Genomic DNA, 21,988 nt, shown 5'->3' with positions numbered 1-21,988 from the left:
AATGGAATTCTATTGGAAATGATTAAATGGAGTTTGCAATGTAATCATATTCATTACAATCATTATTGGTGGATGTAGAGGTGTGCTACCGAGTTCAAAAAACACTTGGCTAAAGGCTACCATTTCCTAATTGGAATAAATTAAATCTATCTTTCGGTTACCTTTCTCTTCCCTAATGGCAATAGAAATTTTCTCATTTGAATTGGGAACAAACTTATTCAATACCAAAACAAATCTACTGGCTTGCCCTGAAAATAATACGCGCGGAAGCTTGTGGCTATATTGTATCTCTTTCGTTAATTTTTGAAAAGAAGCGCTTTTCTTTTTATTACCATTTATAATCGATACCCTAATATCGTTAATTTCAAAAGGTATATTGGAATTATTTGAGAACTCACAAACGAGATAAACGTCTGGTCCATTGTAGACAATTTTCTCCAACTGTAACTTAATTCCATTCATTCGGTTAATAGCTATTGATTGTTGGGCCAAACTCAATAAATATTCTGATGCGCGACCATAGTAAGTAGCATCTAAAGGTCCTTTGTCGTTTACGTCTCCATTTTTAATTAATGGGGAAATTCCTTCCTCATGCCCAATTCTTTCATTCTCTGTAAAAAAGTAATTCAACAAAGTTAATTCTTTAGAGTACTTTAAGTAATAGGAATACACACTACCATCCTTTGTAACCACCAATAAATTACTCAGGGGGCCCGGAAATGATTGGAGTGTACCAAAATATTGTTCTCTTTCACGATTATAGGTGAAGATAAAGCGAGAATGGCCAGTAATAGCCTGACGGATTGGACTTGGAAAAAAGAGCGTAAGTATTTGGTTCTCATTAGCGTAAAGTGTATCTAGTTCTTTTTGGGCAAACCCCTTACTTATCCAAAAAAAGACCATTGACAATAAAATATAATTTTTCATAGAATGATTTTAGTCATTATCGAGAAGGACCCAATAAAAATTGATAGTTATCTAGGACAAGTACTTTAATAGCCCGATGGTTTCGTTGAAATACTTTCTTCAAACTGTTAACTGGCGGGACACCAGCAATATTAAAATCATCAACCATATCACCTATAATCTCATTGGTAACCTCCTCCTTTATTTGATTTTCAACATAAATTCCCTCACTTCCATCCTGAAAGTCATAGGCCTTTAATTCGACGGAGCGATGATTAATCTTATTTATATCAACTATGACTCTATTAGGCTTAAAACTTATGAAACCATAAATGGGTGTATTTTTCTCTACGATTTCGCCGTCAATAATTGCATCTTTGACCAAGCGCATTTTCAGACGATAGTTTTTTCGAATTTTTTGGTTACCGTCTACTCGAACTATAATTTTTTCAGTGTCGTTTGATAATCCCTTCTCAACAAGGATCCTGGGATTAGAGGAGAAAAACAGTTGATGTTCTAGACCCAATTCTTGACCCGCTACATTAATATCTTTCGAATTATTGTTAGATGGTGTATTTTGAATCATAGTATCGTTGTTCTTTCTCAACAAAATACTGGAATTGGTATCCGTTGCTATTTTTCTTTCACTTTGGAATAGGCTTTGGTTATAAATACTATCTATAAGGCGATGCTTCTCGTATTGTATGTAGTCTGGATTGATGTAGCCCTTTTCATCTACCATATGTTCCGGATATAATGAAGGAACATTTTTTATGCGAGGTTCTTTTAATTCCTCAATAGCTTCTAATTTAGATTCATATTGTTTCTGTTCATCGACTAATTTAGGAGTCAAAACTTCAGTTGAATTGCTCATCTCTTTACCTTCATTCTTAACGTTGCTATAATAATAACCCCCTATGAACAACAACACTGTTGCTAATCCTAAGTAGAAGACCACTCGTTTCTTGTCCAATCTCATCATAACCTTATCTTTTTAGTTTTCATGACTACCTAGAATTAAGTTCTTCAGTGTAATTTTTTTCTAGTTTCCTCAGGGATTTCTCAAAAAACTCGGTGATTAACAACCCATGGGTATTGTTGGGAAAGTTTCTATCTACATGTATCAGCTTACCTGAGGTAATCAATTCATAGGCATCTGTAACCTTACCTCGATTTATTTCCAATACTATTCGGGTCCTAAAGGAATAAGGTTCCTCCTTCAAATCAATTTGAGATTCTATTCGACTCGTTTTTTGAACTAAGGAATATTGTAACAATCGATTATAGAATCCTTCCGCCTTTTTTTGACGGTATAGCTCATCTACCGAACTATTCCCTAACCATAGTGCCTTTTCCAGTTTTTGTTGGTAATTAGAAGCGTCCAGACCGTAGAAATAATTATGGAACAACTGTAAATGTGCCAGTGCCTCCACCTCCAAATTCTCTTTTTGAGAAACCATTTTCAAGGGAATAACATTCCCCTCCGTATTCACTACAAAAGCCCTGTCCACAGTCTCCTTATGTAACTTCAGGACCATTAAAATGGAAAAGATGCAGGTCGAGGACGCTCCTATCACGCAAGACAGAACAATGAATCGATTCAGCTTGAGAATATTATAAATGTTCCTAAAAGGTGTCTTCATATTATGCCGAGAATAGTTTAAGGGTAAAAGAAATTGCTTTGCGGTAGAGCTTGAATTTTATCAACACTATAAAACCTATGGTTGCCACATCTATCAAGGGCGCAAAAAATGCACTTCCCCAATCTGTCCCAAAAAGACGATTCCAAAAATGTTGAGTCATCTCATTATATAAATGGTTGATAAATACGTTGACCAAAAAGAAGGCTGGGACTAACATGTAGACTCCGGCATACAGTTTAAAAAAATGGTAGGCCATATTCCGAAACTTCTCAAAAACAGCCATGCTGATGACCAAGGGGAAAAATGCCTGTAGAATACCTAAAAGGAAAAATCGCTCTGCAAGAAAAATGGGGTAGATAAAAAGATCCAATAGCCATAAAATGACTCCCCCTATGAAAGCTAACATTTTCAAACCATACAAGGGAGTGACCAAGGCTTCATATAGAATGGCCATCGCTTTTTTGGCGGCCTCCAACGCGCCTACTTCCTGTTCCAGGTCTACCTCTTGTAACTGTAAAGGAAGAAGCGCAGGGGCCGTATTCCTATATTGGCCTTCTATTGCCACTAGAATACCGTCAAAAGTTTCTAAAACTTGGGAGGAGAATAGGACTAAGATCACTACCACAAAATTCTTTAAAAGTTCCTGAGGTGTTAGACCCCACGTTTGACCTTCAACAGAAACCATCCCCTCATTATATTTTTTGATAATATTTACCAAAAAGAATAGAATGGCCAGGGCCTTCATTCCTGTCATGGTATATTGGGCAAAGTCACTATTCTTAATCGTTTGGAAAACCGTATCGACATATTCCAATCCCATCCCTACCCTCTTTTAATAATGTGCTAGGCGATTGTTAATTATATCCTGCATTCTACGGAAGGATATGATATCCCTATATCTTTGCGTTTTGGCCTCTATCTCTATCACCATTTCTTTGGATTCCAACTCTTTTTTCTTTAAAATAGCTGTTCGTTCTCCATCGGACATTTTCAGGTTATCACTGGATAGAATTTGATCAATATATTCCAATGAGGCTACCGAATTATCAATAATGTCATTAAAGGATTTGGTCACCCTTTCTACCTCATTGGCTTTGATATAAGGGGAATTTAAAATTTCACGTAAATCCTTTTGAACCAGTTCGTAAAGGCGTTGGTTATTATTGTATAGTTCTTTTACTGCATTCAATTGTTTGATGACATCATTAACTTTTTCTAAATTTTCTTTTTGCTGTTTTAGGAAACTAACCGTTTTCATCAAATTGGAAGTTTGTTTGCCAGATTCAACTAATTGCTTTACCAAACTGATAAAGTTGGTATTATCGTAAACCGGCATGCCTTGACTCCGTGCCTTTTCTGAATTTAGCATGGTCACAAGTATTAAAGACAGGATGACCAATGGCCTTTTTATTTGTTTTTTTTTAATCGTTTTCATAGGATCTATGTTGAATGTCAATAAACTCTCGTATTGCTGATTCCATACTATTGGATTTTTGATAGAGTTTCATAATGGCCTCACTTTCCTTTCCATCGGTTAAATAAGCAGCATATACTTCGGGCGGTACTTCCAAACGATAGATATTGCTCTGTTTACCTATTTTGATAAATATCTCGGTATACTTTCGTTCCCCTGTCAAATGGTTCCGAATGGATTTCAATTGATTCAAATCATGGTTGGAGAGATGAAGCCTATTTTTCAATTCATCGTAACCCTTTTCATTTCGAAGGCTATAGATTACTTGAGTATTTTCAAGAATACTTGCAGACGTAGAATTAACAGGTAATTGATTGATGGATTGTAATATGATACCAATAGCACCATTTTGTTTACGGATGGCTTGATAGTAAAATTCAACGCTTTCCAAAACGTTTCCCAACTTGAGTTGTTTGGCAAATTCATCAAACAAAATAATACCTCGTTCCGACCTATTCCTCCAAATGGTGCGTTGGATGGCAGATTTGATGAGCTTCAGCATTACGGACAATATTTCCTTATTATCCTTTACTTCATCCAACTCAAAAATGATAAGCCGTTTGTCCTCAATTTTATAGGTCTGATCTTGTTCTATATGAAACAAGTAACTATAGATGCCCCCATTAACATATTCCGATAGGATGTGTAAAAAATCATAAACGCTAAAATGCATTTCTTTTATCGCTAACAAATCAAGAAGTGTTGTTTTTCGTTCATCAACAAATTGATATAAAGAAGCCAGAGAGTGCCCAGTAAGTACATTTTCATAATAGAAGAGCAAGACTTTCTTCATGGCTACCTCTTGTGCTTTTGAAACCGTATTTTGCGCCAATAGTTCCATTACAAACACTGACAGGTCTTCCAACCGTTCTGGGGTAAGGTCTGCCTGACCGGAGATGTAAAATGGATTAATTCCTAAATTTTTACCCTGTTCATACCGAAGAATAATGTGCTGTTCGGGATAAAGTTTAGCGAATTTAGTATAGGAACCTCCCAAATCGATAATAACCAGTCGAACGTTTTGCTCAAAGTACTGCCTAAGTATATTGTTTGCCAAAAACGACTTTCCTTCCCCAGTCGGGGCAAAAATGGCAAAGTTACGTGCCTTAATTCGAACCTTATTTTCATCCCAAACATCCTTTAATACGGGTACATTATACTGCCGCTCATTGAAAATGATTCCCTGTGGATCGGATAGATAATTAGTATGGTTGATAAATAGACAAAGTGCATGTTTTAGATCGGTGACATAGAGGTCCTCATTCGAAAAATTAGAGGCGTGGCAGGGATACGAATTAAGAAAGTAGTGCTTGCGGTGCTCCCCCTTCGGATAATAAGGAACGATGTCTAACTCTTTCAACTCTGCCTTAATATTAGAAGCAATTCGTTTAAGTTCTTCGGACTCGGCATGCCAGAAGATGATGTTCAGATGTCCCCTGATTATTCGCGAGGTGTCATCTTCATTGATACGGTCCATGATGCGTTGAACTTTCTTAAGGACCACTTTATTTTGAGTTCCAAAATTGGAGCTTTTGGTTAATTCTTCTATTTTCTTCTCCAAAAGTTTACGCCATTTTTGTTTGTCATCCAGGTATAGGACCTGGTTAACCATATGGTTTTCTTTAATGTCTAATCCCAAGCCATCGATAAAACCTTGGTGGAAAGTAAATTCGTCGGAGGTGAATTTTTCGTTTGTTTTCGAACTCTGAACAGGTCCCCCAAAACAACCCTCATTGTTGATAACCATCATATCGAAGTAATGCTCTCCTATTTCAATGCTTTTCTTACCCAAAACTATATCGGTATCTAAATCATGATTAAAACCATTGAAATACTCATTAGTCATCCCCATAAATTGGGACGTACTCATAGGTTTCAATAGTAGTTTTCGACTATTGTTAATAAAGGAGATAACATCATTCACTGCAGTTACGAATTCAGCTACTTGGAGGTCCATTTTTCTGTGCAACCCTTTTTCTGATTTTTTGAAAGGATTCACATATTTTGATGCCTTTAGGGTCTTGTCCAATGGCAATGAAAAGTAGAGGTAACTTCTATGCCCTAAATACCTACGCCCTATAAAATAATTCCTTGTTGCCTTCTCTAAAAAGGATTTATTGGGAAGATTGGAACCCTCATAACCCAGATTTTGATAAATATCTTGTTTATGTACAACGGTTCCTGGGGGTAGAGTTTTCAATGCTTGAAACCAAGTACTGTGCAGTTCATCAAAGTCAGATTCCGATAGGGAATACACCTCCGGTAATTGGGCTTCATAACATAGTAAAACATTGCCATTACTAGCAAAAACCATATGGTCTTGGATATCCAATATGGGGTGAGAAGATTGGAGATTAATTTTCTTCATAGCTACTAAGACCTATTTTTTTATTACTGATGGTTGGAGGAAATGGTTCGTGTTGCAGCGTCAGATTCGGTCGACTTACTAAATAGATCAGAATAGCGTAGAACAGAATGTTCCAAAAAACCAAGGATAGGATAATAATGAAACCAAACGAAAATATGATGGCCAGGAGGGACCCTATTACCGAAATCATCATTAGAGCAAAAGAGGATATCGGTAATCCGAATATGAGCGCACTTTTACGGATGTTTCTATATATCTCAAACTTCTTCATGTTATACGACTATACCGATGAGATAAGTGAAAATACCTACTACAGCCCCAGCAATCAGTACAAAAATTAGTACACGGGTGATACCCTTTTTGAGATCAGCGTTCTCTCCAAAAAAATGTCCGGCATTGAATAAAAAACCAACTAGAAATATGACTCCCAAGATGATGGGGAAAATAGTTCGAATGGTATCGGATATTTCGTTTACCGAATCCTCAATACCTCCAATCTGTGCCAAAAGAGCATGAGAAATTAATAATGATAGCAATACGGAAAAGTGCAATTTTTTCATATCCAAAATACTTAAGAGATTAAGAATTATTGACACGCTAAAATTACCAAATTAGGATATTAAAATATTGATTATCAGTTATTTGTGAATAAAATTTTTTAAAGTGATAATTCTTTAAAAAAGTAGATAAATGACCTTAAATAAAATGATAAATCAGCCATGCATGTTGATAAGTGGTAATCTGAAATTTACAAATGGGAAGGTATTAGGGAAATTATCCTAATTGACCGGGTTTCAATATGACCGTGAAGCTAATTAAATTGAAAAGTTAGTTCTCTCCAAATATTGAATGGGCAAAGCAGTTTTTGACACAGAGGCCGCGAAGTGTATAGCGCCTATTTTAGGGAATATCAATTGCGAGAAATCAAAAGTAAATCATGCCGGCCCTACTACAGAAAAGCCATTAAACTACAGGTTTCAATCAATCGCATTAGCATTTGACTTATTTTCTCTTATCAGAAGTCTTTTTGTTAAAGGCTACTAAGTTAAAGAGTTCACGCATTCGAGACCGCACGCGGCTGCCATAACGTTCTTCCAGCTCTTTTGCGTTTAAGTTGGTAGTAGCGTGTGTTTTGTAGTTTTGATTGATAAAGAGCTCGTGGCGTGAAAGCAAAATTTCCCCTAACACATTACATTGCTGCCCAAAATGCACTCCCAGGGGCTCAATTCCTAAATCATCAAAACAATAGAGTCTTTGGTCTCCGTAATCCCCGATGATTTTATAACCTAGATGGTTGAAGGCAAAAACAATATTTCGGCTAGGGATGACCGCATACGACCGCTGATGTGGAACAATGTGCTTCAACAATTTCATCAGGCTGGTTTTACCGCAGCCTACGGGGCCGGATAGTAGTATTCCTTTCCTGATATCAATATCCAACTGATGACAACGTTCTTTATCTTGGATAAAATAGAGGCATAATTTGTAAAGTATATCCCGGTCTTCTTTATAAATTTTAAAATCTTTACCGAACATCAATTGCCCTTTAGCATTGAGGTAATCCAAGATTTTTTCAAAATCATATCTAATTTCTTTGCCTTTAAAAACCCCCAATTGGTATTGTTTAACACCTTCAGTAATGATATGTGGCGCATTGAAGTTCATAAAGGCTCATCATAATTTTTTTCATCAGAAATTTTCAAGTGGTCTCTATAGGGAACACTGGGATAGTTCTTGCCGTAGTTTTTATTTTCGTCAGATTCTGAATTCCTTAAATTCTTTTTTTGGACCTTGTTTTTATTAGTTTCTATAGTTTGTATTTGTTTTATTATAGGTACCACTACTTGTCCAGTACTTGTCCCATTTTTGGTACAGTCTTGGTCCACAGCTTGTTCAGTGCTTGTACCAAATTCGAACATCTTAATGCGACTGCCTTTAAATGGATTGTGTGATGGGTAATAATTTAAATACTTCCAATAATTAAGCTCTTTGATACAACGATGATAGGTGGATTTGGAACCGATTTTGGAAATAGCCATAACTTCTTCACGATTGATGTAAAATTCCTGTTTAAAAAAATTATGGTTCCAAAGCTGAAATAACGCAACATACAGGCTGATATGAGTCGCATTCAACCTCTTATCTTTTGAAAAATGCTCAAATACCGCATTCAGATGGGTGATGTAATTAATTTCCCCCAAAATAATTTAGATATGGTTGTGAATTTTGTTTCGTTCTAATACTTGCATTATTTCATGATACTCATAATAGAGTACCCCTCCAATTTTAGTATAAGGTAAAGTGCCGTTAATACGTAAGTTCTGCAAGGTCCCTGGGGATATACCCAATAATTGCCGTACCTCGTTCGACCGGATCCATTTTTTTTCCATTTTACCCTGATTTTGAAACAATTGTTTAATTTCTTCCAAGAGGTTCATTTTAAATTCATACAGATCATCAGTAGTAACAATTCTTTCTCCCATAACATTTGATTTTAATAAAGAGACCAAAGGCAAAATTCAATTCTGCCATGGTCTCTTTTGAGATTTGACTTTCGTTTGGTAAAGATGTAAAAGGATTTTAATAATCTTTCCCAAGATATGTCCCACCTTGGGGAAGATTATTGTTTCACTGCTAATCGCTCAAATGCCTTTATTCAGGACACGATTTATACTATGACACCCTCTGAAAAGAAACTTTAGTCATTTATGATTGGAATTTGTCAAAAGCCCAAGTTGGCACCCAACTTGGGGTAGCGATTCATTCATTCATCCAAGGAATCCATACGATGTTGAAGAGCATCGATCAATTTCTCTAAAAACCGTGTTCTAGTGGTTTTTCGTGATCGAATTTCAATAAAGGTGTGGTAATAGTTGCCAAGGTCAATATTATAAAAATGTTCAAAATGAGAAGCCATTTCCTTTATGTCTACGGTACCACCATTAATCGATTGACTGGCATGAAGGGCGTATATAAGTTCTATAAGATCTGTTTTACTTCCAGTCCAGAATAATTTTGATGGTTTTTCCATTGCAATGGATTTTTGAGTTTCAAGGTTAATATTTAAATCATCAATCTCCTTTTTAAGGTATACAATGAGCATATCGTATGCCATTATGGTGGAAACAGTACCGTCATGGCACGTAGAAAATTGATCATCAATTAAAAAATGAAATGATTCCAGAGGTAGTCTTAGATCGCGGTTTCCCCTTATAAAATACTGTTCGTCCAATGACATGGCACCCCGTCGGTAATAATTATAAAATTCTAAGTTATCATTGAAAAAGGCTTGAAGCTTATCAATTTGATTTTGAAGGTATTTGATTTGTGCCGCGTCATTACCCCGAGGTCTCTTGCTTTCTAAATTAAATAACTTCACATAATAAATTAGCTTACTAAAGATTTGAGGTTTGATATGCTTAAAGAAATAGATCTCATCCTCAGGGGTGGCAAAAGGCTTGCCAGCTATTTCCTTTTGAAGTTGCCGAATGCTTTTCTCTACCAATACAATGCCTTTTTCGGCCTTGAAAAGAACATCTCCCTTCCCTCCTTCCAAGGCGTCCAAATGCGACTCAAAGACCGATAGCAACTTTAGGTATTTCATCCATCAACTCTTATTTTGTCCTTCCATAAGACCTAAAAATTCCAATTTATAATTATCACGAGTCTGTAAAAAAGCATAGACTTCATGAACCTGTGCGCCCAATTTTCTTTTTTCAAAGGACGCTGTCATACCAAAATCAATTTTATCCAAGTTCAAGGCCATGGCTCGTTTGATAGTCTGATAGAGTAGTTGACGGTAAAGGTGATAACTGGTAATGTAGCGATAATCCATTCCAACAAAGGCAGGGATATAATTACCCAGCGTGTTGATATAACAGAACATCACGCCAATTAAGGGCATTCCTGATTCGCTTTTCAATCGTAGTATTATAAATTCCCAATTAGGGTTGGAAGCCATTTGGTCCAACATACTTATGGGCAATGGAAAAGTATTTAAACCTAAATTATTTTTTTGAACATTGAGATAGAGCTTATACAAATGTTCCCGCTCCTCCGAGTTGACGTTCTGTAAAATTTCAATTTGGAATTCCGCCTCATAGGGTAAAATCTCTTTTCGAAAATGCCTTCTGTTTCTGGGCGAGAGTTGAGCAATATGACTTTCTGCGGTAATTCCTAACGGTAATGGCAGCGAACAGGTATCTGGCATTCTTATCTTCATATACCCTTGGTTAAAAAGGAAGCTCTGAAGGCGATTTTCTTTGCTAAAATCACGAAAAACCACCATTTGGGCCCCTGTATCACCTTCCATTTTTTCTATAGCTAGAATAAATAAGTGCAAGGCCTTTTTATATAGCGGATGCTTTTCATTTAAAAAAATATGCTTTCCCTCTGTAAATAAGGATCCCATTGAAAGCACTTTTGATGTCATGTAATATGGATTTCCTTTTCTTTTTGCCTCCAATTCCTGGGACACATTTTCTGGTGAAAGCATATCATCCTTCCATAAAGAAATAGTCATAAAGGTTAGAAGAACAGGAATACCCTCGGAATCCTGAATGATGATATATTGAAACTGCCAATTGTTTTCTATCGCCGAGTTATTCTTAAAGTTTTTCTCAAGCCATAACAGCCCATCCCAATTAAACAAACCGTTCCTACCCAAATTGGAATCCCATAATTCTTTATCAACCTTCTCAATAGTTTGGTACACCTTTACAAGTAATTTGCTGTCATTTTTAAAGCTTGGATTCGATGAGGAATGGATTCCAAAGGCTCTTTTAATTCTATCGGTGGATGTGACCGTTTCTTGCAAAACCTTCGGATAATGATGCTCTAAAGCTTCGGCCAAGGCTTTGATATCATCGAGCTGGTTATGTCGAGATATAGTAATACGGATACCTGTATTTTTAACGGGAACGGCTGGAAACATTCCCAAGTTCGTATAAAAACCGTCGTCCATTAAACGTCGAACCAATTTATATCCCGTTTCAGGCGCACCCGTGCCCACATAGAAAACGGGAGAGTTATTGTCGTCAATAATCACTACTTCCCTTAACTTCAATAAATCATTAAAATACTGGATACGAGTACTTAGTTCCTCTTGTAATTGATAAATTTCCTTGGAAAGATGGATTTTGGACGAAGCAATGGCCGCCCCTACTGCTGAGGGTTCTAACTGAGCCGAAAAAGTTAAAGGTCCACCAAAAGTCTTAATTTTTTGATATAGCTTTTCGTTTGGACATATGAGTACCGCTCCACTTGCTCCAAAGGTTTTGCTCAATGTACCAAATACCAAAACTTGATCGGACAATTCCTTTAACTGATCCAAAACGTATCCTGTTCCGTTTTTTCCAATCCAGCTCATCCCATGTACATCATCAAAATATAAATGCAATTGGGGATATTTTTTTGCCAATTCCATTAATTGAACTACTGGGGCATAATCACCAAACATCGAATAAATGCCATCGGCCATATACCAAATTTTTCTCCGTTTTATATGAAATTTGATTCTGTCTTCCAACATTTGTAAATGATTATGCCTAATCATATCCAAAGCGACCCCTTGTGACTTCAGCAGTCGGCATGCTGACTGAACGCTCCAGTGAACCTGATGATCTAGAATGATTGCGTCGTTCGTACCGACAATGCTCGGAATGACCCCAAGATGTCCCAAAGTGCTATTTTTAGTTACCACTATGGGATACCCATACATTTGATTCAAATGGAATTCCAACTGCTCATATAAAGGATGGGAAATGTAGGATTTGGATAAGGGGAACTGGGTGCCATAATTATCAATGGCCGCCATAGCTGCAGACTTCAAACGCTCGTCTTGTTCTAAACCAAGATATCCGGTCGTTCCGAAATGCATGAGCGATTTTCCTTTTACGGAGATATGTCTTCCCGTAAAATGATCTCCTTCAGCGTATAGATGCAAGACCCCTTCTCGAGAAGCGTTCGTCATCAGGTCGTGTACGGTGTCTAAAAAGTTATTGTGTCTGATTTTTGCCATGATATGATATGATTTATCATAAAATGTACTTTGAATCGTAGGAATAATTAGATACCACATATATATTAATCCTTTTAACGTATGTTTTAATCCTTCTTACGTATAAATTTCCCTTATATGTAGGGCTTTAAAGGTCTAATCAAAATTTTCAATCATCATATTTTTGTAATTTCAACTTTGATTACCAGTTTTCTAACCATGATGCGAATTTTTTTTGAAAATGAATATGCTGTTTATAGTGTCGAGAAAAATATAGTCCATATTGCCTATAAGCCCGGTATAGCTATTAACCGAACAGCTGCAATTCAAATCGTAAAGGACAGGATTGCCTTTCAAGAGGAACAATCCTATCCCATTTTATGCGATATTCGACAGCTGAGAAAAATAGATAAGCCGGCTCGAGATTATCTTGCCTTGGAAGGTTCAACCTTGGTGAAGGCATTGGCATTTATGATTGATTCCCCAGTAACGGACGCCATGATTCAATTTTACATTCGCACCAACCATTCTTCTATTCCAACCGCATCTTTTTACCAAAAGGAAAAAGCCATTGGATTTCTACAGCGATTTCTTAGCTTCCTAGTGTTACTGGGATTGTTTATTATTTAGATAGATTACGAAAATGTCTTTAAACTAAAAAAATGTCACCATATAGATCGGATAAAAGATTACAGGAAATTCAGCATATGCTTATGGAAATGGCCAGCGGAAATTTCTTTTATAGAGTGAGAACTTCTAGCGCAAATGACAATGTGGAAGCCTTGTCCATTGTTCTAAATATGCTTGCAGAAGAAATACAGGAATCCTTTTATCATCAAGGTTTTGTAAATAATCAAAATACAACCACCCATCTAATTCAGATGAGCTTTTTGCTGGATCAATCCGGAAGAATACAGATGGTTAATCAAAAGGCTTGCAGTGTGCTATCAAGGTTATGCAATACCATGGTACAGAAACCATTTGAAGATCTTCTTTGCGATAAATCCAAAGAAATTTGGAAGAACAAATGGAAAACCTTTTGTAAACGCAAGGTCTATGATACGATTATGGAGCTTAGATTTATCACCCATGAGAACCTCACCATTCCAAATCGATGTTACGTAACTTCATTTGTAAATCCCGATTCGGGGGATTTGAGCGTCCTAGTTAACGTCATTCAAACTACAATGGGAAAAAATACTGGTTTGGATAAAAAAGACTACCAACTCCCATCGAAAGGAAGCATGAAAGAACCTAAAAAGTCAAAGGTTCGGTTGAGTTATGATGATATTAGAAAAATTAGACAAGGAAAGGATATGATTCTTAATAACCTTGAAATGGACCCTCCCCATTTGAAGGATTTGGCTCATCAATTAGGGACCAATGAATTCAAGTTAAAATATGGTTTTAAGGAACTATATGGCACTACAGTGCACAAATTTTTGGTAAGGGAGCGTCTTCGCAAAGCAAAGACGATGGTGCAATATACTCAGTTACCGTTCAAAACTATCGGTAAAATGGTAGGCTTCAAAAGTTTCCCACATTTCTCTTGGGCATTTAAGGAAAGGTATGGGGATTCCCCCCGCTATTACCGGGCAAAAATGAAAAGGGAGGAAGTTACATAATCCCTCAGGGCTACATAAATATCCTTTTCAAGTAAATCAGTCTTCCGAAATTCACCATATCAATCCAAAAGATATGGGCACTAAACAAATTTCCCGAAAAGTTCTCTTACTAATAAGAGCCTTCTTTATTTTTCTTTTCACCTATACGGCGGTCAGTAAATTTATTTATCTAATGGAATTTGAAGCTCAATTGGTGCGATTTCCCCTACTCGCTCCCTATAATCACTTCATCTCCATTACAATTCCAGCGATTGAATTAACCATAGCCTGTTTATGGCTGTTTAGAGCAACTACGTATTTAGCTATCTATTCTAGCTTGGTATTGCTCTCTATATATACGGTTTACATCCTTTATGTTTTAGAATTTAGTAACTCCATTCCCTGTTCTTGCGGGGGTATCATCTCATCTTTGAGTTGGAAAGGGCACCTCTTAATGAATATGGGTTTCATACTTCAGTTAATCCTTGGCCTTTACCTCCTGAAGGTTTTGAATAAAAATAGACATAATTATCGTACTACGTAGTAATAGGGGAAGCCGAAAACCTTCAAGAGTAGGCATCATTATTTAATACACAAATCCATGAAAAATCGTTTTTTAAAACCCGTTCTTCCGGCATTTGCCATTTTATTAGCTATGGGACTCGCATTTGCTGATGCATCTCCTACGGCAGATAGAGAAGCTTATTACAAACCTCTCAATCAAGACTGGCAGCCGATTATGGTTGAAGAAGCTTGCTATCAAGGGGGAGATAACCAATGCTCTTACTTAGGGCATCAGTTGTACTCTTCACCCAGTTTTTCAAGCACTGCGTTGAGTAAACCATAAGCATTTGCTAATTGTAATAGAAAGGTGCCCCTAACAAAGGCACCTTTCTTCGCTAATTCAAATCAACTGCATTGAATTTGACAAATCTCGCTAATTAGGTTTTAAATTAAAATTACAAGATCCTATTGAGTGTATGAAGACATTTGGCCCAATGGCCCATTCGAACGGCTTTGGGATATTGGCGCATGTTTTTCTTTATCAAAGTTCGTAAATCCATCAATTCTTGCCATAAAAGACCTTTGGAGTAATCAGAAGCAATAAAAAATTGGCTTTCCATATTCATAAAGTCCCCCTCTTGCTCCAATAATATTTTTATAATATCAATGTAGGTCTTTTGAATAGCATCTCGTCTTCTATTACCGAGATTTAAAGTTTTGCTTTCGTAAAATAATCCTTTCTGCAATTTGGTAAGGAAGGAATGAAGGAATCCTCCATTTCCGCTTACCTCTTCCAAATATTCCAACCGTTTGAATCGATGGGCCGCTAACATTTCAACTAATAATTTCTGTTGTTCCTGTAAAACAATATCTGGAAAGGTTGAATAACTTACCTTCCTTAGAAAATCAGGGCTTGTTAACCATTTCGGCGGGTCAAAGGCCCACTTTAATAAGAAATCAAGCGCCTTGATTTGCTCTTCCCAAGGAATGGGTTCATACATCTGACCTGGCTGGTTCAGAGCTTTGTAATGAATCGCATATCCTCCGATGAGGGTGGAAAGGTGCTGCATGTGTTGGTAATATAGTTTTAGAGTTTTCCCATATAGGCGATTTAATTGACTATTATCCTTTTGATTTGCACATATGCCAGGTAATAGAGATACTACCCGTTCCAAATTTTTAAGTGCGAGTTCGGTACTTTTTATGGGATTATCGGTTTCGACCACCTCATTAGAGGAGGTGGGCCCAATAACTTCCATTTGATTGTTATTGAATCGGTACCATGGAACCGAATCCTGCCAACGAATCATGCGTTCCAATACCTGTTTTTCTTCTTGAGCGGTAGTACCCCATGGAAATTCTTTATAGGCCCATTGAATTTGGTATTTATCCGTGGGGCCCACGTGTCGTAGCAACAAAGATGGAGAAATGCTATCCGATGGCTGCGGAATATTGGAGGTACGCGTATAGTTCATGACACTTGGAGTATGTCTCATGGTGCGCAACCATTCCTCATCGTTCATTTTTTCCCAAGGATATTGGTATTCCCCAAAATTAGCATCGATGAGACCAAATACATGTCCCGCCTCATGGGCTGCTATCACTTGAAACAATTCGCCAATCAATTCATCGGGAAAGGGCAATTTTCTTGCTCTTGCATCCAATGGAGCTGCCCGAATAAAATAGTTTTCCATGACGGTACGTGCAGAAGCTCCCATAAAAATATCACCCCGAAGGATTTCACCGGATCTTTCATCTATCAGGTGGCCAATGGTTCCCCCAAAATCTTTATTTTCAGAACCTCTTATATATTTCTTTGGATTCCAGTACACCACATTGGAATGGATGCTGTGTGCTTCCCAATCATTGAGGCTGTCCATTTCCTTGACCACGATGGCATCTTTAAAACCAGCCTGTTCGAAAGCCGGCAACCATTCTTCAATTCCCGCTTTTATATAAGGTCTCCACTGGGGCGGCACCTTCGGGGATATGAGAAACGAGATGGGTTTTTTGGGTACACTCCATTTTTGATTCTTAAATTTCTTTTCCAATCGCCACCTGGTAATGTTCGCCACTCCGTTTTGCAAATTAAATGGCGACCCCATTTTACTTTCGTAATAGAACCCCATTCGATAATCGTATCCCCTAGCCTTCATCGGTATACCTAATTTAATGAGGCCGAAATAGATAGGGATTGAAAGTTTAGATTTCCTTCGCACCATACCCCTGCGCGTTTTAATGATGACTTCATCATCAAAATTCTTGGCATCCAATAAAAGGGATAGACTTGGTACGGGGCTTCCAAAATCGACGCCATAATTGGGCCATTCAATTTCTTGATTTAGAAAGAAATCGGTAGCATTGATCCAATGAGCGTCCCGTTCGGCCCCTTCCTTTTCTATAGGAAACCTTGCTAGCAAAGTATCTTCGAGGTATAAGCCTTCTTTAATGGGAATCATAATTCCCGAGGTAGAGCGAATCGATTGGCGCATCAGCAGAATCTCATCGCGGTGTTTGACCCAGACCACCTGCATATAACCACGTCTCATATCGTCATAGCACGTTAACAACATGGGCGCATTAAAAAGGGTTTCTGGAATTTTGAGGTACAACTGGTTCCCTTTAATTCTAGAGCTGATAAAAGAAGTTTCTTGACCCAAATTATCCATGGACGGATTATCCGTTGGGATTATTAAAGGACTTTGTGGATATCCCCACATATAAATCCATAACAAGGCGATCCATACACTATATTTCATCTCAATTTCAATTTTGGGTTTAGAACTCTCCTAACTGTATTAATGAAAGGATCTTGAAGCCTAAGAATTAACATCAATATCCCGGATTTTGTGGTAATAAATTCGGATTGAGTTCCAGTTCATTCTCAGGTATGGGGAGTAGGAGATCGGTATTTTTCCAGTTTGCCTTGATGTCTCCCAATACCTCTTCAGCCTTTTCCATTCTCTTCAAGTCCAGCCACCTGTGCCCTTGTTCCGTAAATAGTTCCATACGTCTTTCATGTAGTATGGCCTCCAAAACATCTTCTTGCGAGTGGGCTATGAGGTTGGATAATCCGGCTCTACTACGAACAAGGTTCACATCCGCTAAAGCGCCTTCCAACTCTCCCATCCGTGCCTTTGCTTCCGAACGTATAAGTACTTGTTCCGTCGATCGGAACAATACCGAATATTCAAACGATTCCAAGGCATTAATTCCTGCCTTGTATTTATAGGGATAATAGAGTGTTACGGTTGAGTCTTGGTCCGAAATGCTACGGGTCCAATATATCAGTCGTTGGTCACCCGGCTCAAATGCATTCATAAAATCATTGGACAGTGCATAGGTCTGGCTAGGAACTGCCTGAATAATCAATTGTTGGGCCTCCCTGGTGTTCTTAGGAAAATCATTATCTGCCTTTAGTTGCCAAATAGTTTCTTTGGAATCTTTTAGAAATACCTTGTTCAAATCGGATTCCATTGGAAATAGGTTGATTAATTCGGAAGAAATAGTTACCGCCCTTTCCCAATTTCCAATCCTTAAATAGTGACGTGCCAATAAAGCCTTAACGGTATATTCATCGGGATAAATTTTTTCAGTTGACACTGGCTCCATACTATTTAAAAGAAGAATGGATCGTTCCAAATCCTCCATAATTTGATTGTTTATAGAGTTTTGGTTCGAACGTGCGACATTATTATTATCCAAATAATTAGTAGTTTGCACCAATGGAACATCTCCATATAGGTTTACCAACAGAGTATACAGATAGGCTCTTACAAATAAAGCTTCCCCTTCAAAGCGATTTTTTTCCATGGAGGAAAGTTCCGTTGATGCCCGAACGCCCTGCACGATGTCATTCGTTGCGTAAATCAGTTGAAAGGCTTGTGACCACCAATCAGAAACGATACCATTGATAGGAAGCACATTATGCTGATAGAATTGGAGGTAGTCCGCTCCGAAACCATAATAATCCAATTCATCGGTGTAGATACCCATTACGGTGGTCATACCGTAGGTGCCTGAAGTCATTCCGCCCTCTCGCAAATTGTAGTAAAGATTGGCCAAAGCGGATTCGACAGTTGCCGCATCTTGAAAAACCGTTTCTGATACCAAGGTATTTTTAGGGGCATCTATTTCTACAAAGTCGGTACAACAACACAAAGTGCAAATCATTCCGATAAGATGAACTTTTCGAAGTTGATGGTAGTATTTGGGTAATGAACCATGAAAAAGTTTTTCCAATGGGTATTTCAATAAAAAATATTTCATAACTGTTTTTTTGATTAAAAACTGATTTTAAAACCTAGGGTCATCTGTCTAAGAGGTGGAAGACGGGTACTCGCGGGTTGTTCCGGATCGGGGCCATCATAGTTAGTCCAAGTCCAGAGATTTTGCCCTTGGAGGTATACTTGAAAATCCAAATCCGAATGAGCCGAGGGTACTCTATAATTGAGAGAAATATTCCTTAAACGAACGTATGACGCATCTGAAATCGCAGCATCGCTATCCCGTTGTAAAGCCCCTAAATCTTGGCCCCCCGCCAACCCCCCGGCCGACTTTTGAATGGGGGCATTATCCCCTGTTTGCGTCCATCTATCGTAGAGTGATTCAGGCGTATTTCCCTTAAACCCAGGTGTAGCAACAAATCGCAATGTATTATAGGCCATTTGTTTCTTAAATTGAAACAACATGTCCATCGACCAACTTCCAAAACTGATGGAGTTTCCTAAGCCACCATAATAAGTGGGTGCCAAGTCCTCAATCCATTGCCTGTCCTCTGTGCTAGTAATATCCGTGTCCCCATTATAATCCTCAAAAGTATATTCACCAGTTTGAGGATCGACACCAAGGGAGTGGTACAACTTAGCGATGGTTAATGGTTCGCCAACGACGTATCTATTAGAGAAGGTAGATGTTTCCAATCCCTCAAAAGACACTAATTTATTTCTAGGTACCGTCAGATTGAATGTTGTTTTCCAGTTAAGCTTATTTGATTGAATATTGATTGTTCGCAAATCAAACTCCCAACCGGTATTCTCCACTTCAGCATCAAAATTACCTGTCAACTCAGAGAAACCGGTAGTGGCCGCCAAGGGAATACCGATTAATTGATTGGATGATTTATTTTTATAATAAGAAGTATTTATAAATATCCGATCCTTCAACCAACCCAGTTCTAGTGCTACTTCCATTTTTCTATTGGCTTCCCAACCAAATAGGGGATTAAAAACCCCTGTTGGTTCCAATAGACTAATATTGTTATAGTTATTTCCAGTTACGCTGTAGGTATCCAGAAATCGATAGTCACCAATGTTATCACTACCCGTCGTACCATAGCTAGCTCTAATTTTACCGAAGCTCAAGGCAGCGTTTTCTTTGAAGAATCCCTCATTCGAAAATATCCAAGCTGCACCCAATGCCCCAAAATTGCCAAACTGCCTACCCGGTCCAAACCGTGAAGAACCGTCCCTTCTTCCAGTTAGATTAATAATATATTTATCCATAAATTCTAGATGAACCCTACCGAACAAGGCATTGTATTTGTATTCTCCATCAGTATCTGAAAATATTTCAATGGTCTCTGCCGCGGTCAGGTTATTAATCAGGCCGTCATTGGGATAACCGAGCCCTCGTTGTACCAATTGATTTGAAACTTCCTCTTGGAAGGTAGTCCCCACTAGTACATCCAACTCCCAAAGGTCCCACCCTTTTTTGTAGTTCAATTGTGGCTCCACAATCCATGATGTCCGCCTCGCATTATTTATGGTATGATTGGAATAATTTTGGGGAGTTACCCCCAAACCAGGATTTCGGGCGGAACTGGGCATCGATCGATAGGAATCTAACCGGTAATCGGAAAAGCCAATGTTGGATTGAAACTTTAAGTTGGTCGTTAATTTATAGGATACCAATGTATTAGCAAACAAGGTGTTGATTTCTGCATTGTAGGTTTCATCTAGCGATGCCAAGGGATTGTCCCAAGTATTGTTTTCCCAATTAATATTGCCTTCCTCATCATAAATTTTTGGTGCATTAGGCTCCAAAGTATAGGCCTTCGTAGAAAAATCAACTGTCGGCATGGTGTTGTTTTCATTGGTATATCCCAAAGAAAGGTTGATGCTGAATCGACGATTTTCGGACTGATGATTGACATTGCTGCGTATGTTAGCCTTTTGGTATTTGGAATCCCCTGGAAAAACGGTTGTTTCGTTCTGAAAGGAACTACTAATTAGAAATTGGGTCAGGTCATTCCCTCCGGACAATGAGAGCTTATAATTGTTGCGAAACGCTGTTCCTCCAATAAGTTCTTCTTGCCAATTGGTATAGCGTTCATTCTCCCATAATTTCACATCGGGCCAGAAAAAATCATAATTAGGGTCATTGAGTAAATCTCCATACCCGTCATTGGCAATTCCTTCTCTTCGTACTTCCAAATATTGATTGGTATTCATTAAATCTAAAAAATGCGAAACTTGGCCCATGGTGGTGCTTACATGTGCTTCAACACGAGTTTTGCCCGACTGGCCCTTTTTGGTGGTAATCAAAACCACTCCATTCGCTCCACGTGAGCCGTATATGGCAGTGGCATCTCCATCCTTGAGTACTTCAATACTTTCTATATCGTTGGGGTCAATAGCGTTTAAAGGGCTAATACTACCTCCCATAATTTGACCAGATACCCTAGATGCCCCCAGTGATTGCGAATTGAAGGGAACGCCATCCACAATAAAGAGAGGGTCACTTACTCCATTTAAAAAATTCCTTCCACGAATTTCGATGTTAAAACCCCCGCCGGGAAGCCCTGTGGTCTGTACAATATTTACGCCGGCCACATGACCCTGCATGGCAGCCAATGGATTATTCACTGGCTGCTTGTCAAAAATATTTGCTTTTACCTTGGCAATGCTACCTGTGCTTTTTTTATCCGATATGGTATAGTAACCAGCATTAAGAACCACTTCTTCCAAAGCAGTAACATCCTCTTCCATTTGTATTGAAATTTCATCCCTGCCATTGATTTGAATAATTTGAGTTTTATACCCTACCATTGAAAAAATGAGGACATCGTCCGCATTGGCTTCAATTTGGTATGTTCCATCCAAATCGGAAATGGCTCCTTTGTACTTGGATTCCACCACAATGTTCACCCCGGCAAGGGGTACTCCCGTGTATTGGGTCACGGTGCCAGTTATGGTGGCCTGTGGTGGATCCAAGATTTTACCCGCCCTAAGTAGGAAAGACAAAAAGGGCATTGATAAGATATAGAGTATCAAGAGCAAAGGTGTTTTGCCCTTTGAATTCAGAAATTTTGTCATAATTATCAGTTTGATGGATTTATGTGTTGGTTTTAGATGACCCCATAAATTTCTTCAGTACAAACTCGGTCGATATGCACAACGCAGCGTATCAACATAAGGTTGTATCTTACATGGGGCCATAAGTGTTTGGACAATAAGTCCCCTGCCCAAAACGCCTAAGCCTCTGGGTTTG

Annotated in this window: 19 protein-coding genes; 4 read left to right on the top strand and 15 right to left on the bottom strand. The window is 38.2% G+C overall.

The genetic code is table 11. The features are described from left to right. Positions 1–126 precede the first annotated feature (126 nt). The 12 genes from D1013_RS09315 to D1013_RS09255 form a co-directional block, all read right to left on the bottom strand. Positions 127–927 (bottom strand): DUF4138 domain-containing protein, encoded by an 801-nt coding sequence (locus D1013_RS09315; RefSeq protein WP_121848563.1) that lies wholly within the window; start codon positions 925–927, stop codon positions 127–129. 16 nt (positions 928–943) lie between these two features. Then, positions 944–1,888 (bottom strand): conjugative transposon protein TraM, encoded by a 945-nt coding sequence (gene traM / locus D1013_RS09310; protein ID WP_121848562.1) that lies wholly within the window; start codon positions 1,886–1,888, stop codon positions 944–946. A 25-nt stretch (positions 1,889–1,913) separates the two neighbouring features. Continuing rightward, positions 1,914–2,549, bottom strand: coding sequence for a conjugal transfer protein TraK (locus D1013_RS09305; RefSeq protein WP_121848561.1), 636 nt, complete (start codon positions 2,547–2,549; stop codon positions 1,914–1,916). 1 nt (position 2,550) lies between these two features. Beyond that, positions 2,551–3,369, bottom strand: a complete 819-nt coding sequence (locus tag D1013_RS09300; RefSeq protein WP_121848560.1) for a hypothetical protein — start codon at positions 3,367–3,369, stop codon at positions 2,551–2,553. Between the two features lie 12 nt (positions 3,370–3,381). After that, a complete protein-coding gene (locus D1013_RS09295; RefSeq protein WP_121848559.1) occupies positions 3,382–3,984 on the bottom strand; it encodes a conjugal transfer protein in 603 nt (200 codons plus the stop codon). After that, the gene (locus D1013_RS09290) at positions 3,971–6,391 is read right to left on the bottom strand and encodes a TraG family conjugative transposon ATPase (RefSeq protein WP_121848558.1); all 2,421 of its coding nucleotides are present in this window, start codon (positions 6,389–6,391) and stop codon (positions 3,971–3,973) included. The genes D1013_RS09295 and D1013_RS09290 overlap by 14 nt, the downstream gene beginning before the upstream one ends. Before the next feature lie 272 nt (positions 6,392–6,663). Then, positions 6,664–6,951 carry a hypothetical protein gene (locus tag D1013_RS09280; RefSeq protein ID WP_121848556.1) on the bottom strand — a complete coding sequence of 96 codons (288 nt, stop codon included), beginning with the start codon at positions 6,949–6,951 and terminating at the stop codon, positions 6,664–6,666. 442 nt (positions 6,952–7,393) lie between these two features. Then, on the bottom strand, positions 7,394–8,056 hold the full coding sequence (locus D1013_RS09275; protein WP_121848555.1) for a P-loop NTPase family protein: 663 nt from the start codon (positions 8,054–8,056) through the stop codon (positions 7,394–7,396). Beyond that, a complete protein-coding gene (locus D1013_RS09270; protein ID WP_121848554.1) occupies positions 8,053–8,592 on the bottom strand; it encodes a hypothetical protein in 540 nt (179 codons plus the stop codon). Before D1013_RS09270 ends, D1013_RS09275 begins: the two co-directional genes overlap by 4 nt. Before the next feature lie 6 nt (positions 8,593–8,598). Then, the gene (locus tag D1013_RS09265; RefSeq protein ID WP_121848553.1) at positions 8,599–8,874 is read right to left on the bottom strand and encodes a helix-turn-helix domain-containing protein; all 276 of its coding nucleotides are present in this window, start codon (positions 8,872–8,874) and stop codon (positions 8,599–8,601) included. A gap of 281 nt (positions 8,875–9,155) precedes the next feature. After that, complete coding sequence (locus tag D1013_RS09260) at positions 9,156–9,995, bottom strand: RteC domain-containing protein (RefSeq protein WP_121848552.1); 840 nt, start codon at positions 9,993–9,995, stop codon at positions 9,156–9,158. A gap of 3 nt (positions 9,996–9,998) precedes the next feature. Then, on the bottom strand, positions 9,999–12,410 hold the full coding sequence (locus D1013_RS09255; RefSeq protein WP_121848551.1) for an aminotransferase class I/II-fold pyridoxal phosphate-dependent enzyme: 2,412 nt from the start codon (positions 12,408–12,410) through the stop codon (positions 9,999–10,001). 198 nt (positions 12,411–12,608) lie between these two features. Between D1013_RS09255 and D1013_RS09250 the strand changes: the two genes are divergently transcribed. The 4 genes from D1013_RS09250 (at position 12,609) to D1013_RS09235 (ending at position 14,840) form a co-directional block, all read left to right on the top strand. Further along, on the top strand, positions 12,609–13,019 hold the full coding sequence (locus D1013_RS09250) for a DUF7793 family protein (RefSeq protein WP_121848550.1): 411 nt from the start codon (positions 12,609–12,611) through the stop codon (positions 13,017–13,019). Positions 13,020–13,051: 32 nt separating this feature from the next. Continuing rightward, a complete protein-coding gene (locus D1013_RS09245; protein ID WP_121848549.1) occupies positions 13,052–14,014 on the top strand; it encodes a helix-turn-helix domain-containing protein in 963 nt (320 codons plus the stop codon). A 73-nt stretch (positions 14,015–14,087) separates the two neighbouring features. Beyond that, positions 14,088–14,537 carry a MauE/DoxX family redox-associated membrane protein gene (locus D1013_RS20655; RefSeq protein ID WP_121848548.1) on the top strand — a complete coding sequence of 150 codons (450 nt, stop codon included), beginning with the start codon at positions 14,088–14,090 and terminating at the stop codon, positions 14,535–14,537. Positions 14,538–14,594: 57 nt separating this feature from the next. Continuing rightward, entirely contained in the window at positions 14,595–14,840 is a 246-nt protein-coding gene (locus tag D1013_RS09235; protein ID WP_121848547.1) for a DUF6520 family protein, read from the top strand. 112 nt (positions 14,841–14,952) lie between these two features. Here the strand turns inward: D1013_RS09235 and D1013_RS09230 are convergent, their stop codons facing one another. From D1013_RS09230 to D1013_RS09220, 3 genes are all read right to left on the bottom strand, one after another. Further along, positions 14,953–17,256: a zinc-dependent metalloprotease gene (locus D1013_RS09230; protein WP_121848546.1), complete on the bottom strand. Its 2,304-nt coding sequence runs from the start codon at positions 17,254–17,256 to the stop codon at positions 14,953–14,955. Between the two features lie 73 nt (positions 17,257–17,329). Then, on the bottom strand, positions 17,330–18,766 hold the full coding sequence (locus D1013_RS09225; protein WP_121848545.1) for a RagB/SusD family nutrient uptake outer membrane protein: 1,437 nt from the start codon (positions 18,764–18,766) through the stop codon (positions 17,330–17,332). 14 nt (positions 18,767–18,780) lie between these two features. Beyond that, the gene (locus tag D1013_RS09220) at positions 18,781–21,813 is read right to left on the bottom strand and encodes a SusC/RagA family TonB-linked outer membrane protein (RefSeq protein WP_121848544.1); all 3,033 of its coding nucleotides are present in this window, start codon (positions 21,811–21,813) and stop codon (positions 18,781–18,783) included. Positions 21,814–21,988: the final 175 nt, after the last annotated feature.

This window comes from Euzebyella marina (genome assembly GCF_003687485.1).
GTDB lineage: Bacteria > Bacteroidota > Bacteroidia > Flavobacteriales > Flavobacteriaceae > Euzebyella > Euzebyella marina.
Note: the sequence above shows the minus strand (reverse complement) of the source record. Positions and strands in the feature narration are given on the sequence as shown.

Coding starts and splice junctions, on each gene's coding strand:
- D1013_RS09225 (WP_121848545.1), bottom strand. CDS start 18,766: ATGAAATATTTTTTATTGAAATACCCATTGGAAAAACTTTTTCATGGT.
- D1013_RS20655 (WP_121848548.1), top strand. CDS start 14,088: ATGGGCACTAAACAAATTTCCCGAAAAGTTCTCTTACTAATAAGAGCC.
- D1013_RS09300 (WP_121848560.1), bottom strand. CDS start 3,369: ATGGGATTGGAATATGTCGATACGGTTTTCCAAACGATTAAGAATAGT.
- D1013_RS09260 (WP_121848552.1), bottom strand. CDS start 9,995: ATGAAATACCTAAAGTTGCTATCGGTCTTTGAGTCGCATTTGGACGCC.
- traM (WP_121848562.1), bottom strand. CDS start 1,888: ATGATGAGATTGGACAAGAAACGAGTGGTCTTCTACTTAGGATTAGCA.
- D1013_RS09280 (WP_121848556.1), bottom strand. CDS start 6,951: ATGAAAAAATTGCACTTTTCCGTATTGCTATCATTATTAATTTCTCAT.
- D1013_RS09220 (WP_121848544.1), bottom strand. CDS start 21,813: ATGACAAAATTTCTGAATTCAAAGGGCAAAACACCTTTGCTCTTGATA.
- D1013_RS09245 (WP_121848549.1), top strand. CDS start 13,052: ATGTCACCATATAGATCGGATAAAAGATTACAGGAAATTCAGCATATG.
- D1013_RS09235 (WP_121848547.1), top strand. CDS start 14,595: ATGAAAAATCGTTTTTTAAAACCCGTTCTTCCGGCATTTGCCATTTTA.
- D1013_RS09305 (WP_121848561.1), bottom strand. CDS start 2,549: ATGAAGACACCTTTTAGGAACATTTATAATATTCTCAAGCTGAATCGA.
- D1013_RS09265 (WP_121848553.1), bottom strand. CDS start 8,874: ATGGGAGAAAGAATTGTTACTACTGATGATCTGTATGAATTTAAAATG.
- D1013_RS09255 (WP_121848551.1), bottom strand. CDS start 12,410: ATGGCAAAAATCAGACACAATAACTTTTTAGACACCGTACACGACCTG.
- D1013_RS09230 (WP_121848546.1), bottom strand. CDS start 17,256: ATGAAATATAGTGTATGGATCGCCTTGTTATGGATTTATATGTGGGGA.
- D1013_RS09295 (WP_121848559.1), bottom strand. CDS start 3,984: ATGAAAACGATTAAAAAAAAACAAATAAAAAGGCCATTGGTCATCCTG.
- D1013_RS09275 (WP_121848555.1), bottom strand. CDS start 8,056: ATGAACTTCAATGCGCCACATATCATTACTGAAGGTGTTAAACAATAC.
- D1013_RS09290 (WP_121848558.1), bottom strand. CDS start 6,391: ATGAAGAAAATTAATCTCCAATCTTCTCACCCCATATTGGATATCCAA.
- D1013_RS09315 (WP_121848563.1), bottom strand. CDS start 927: ATGAAAAATTATATTTTATTGTCAATGGTCTTTTTTTGGATAAGTAAG.
- D1013_RS09250 (WP_121848550.1), top strand. CDS start 12,609: ATGATGCGAATTTTTTTTGAAAATGAATATGCTGTTTATAGTGTCGAG.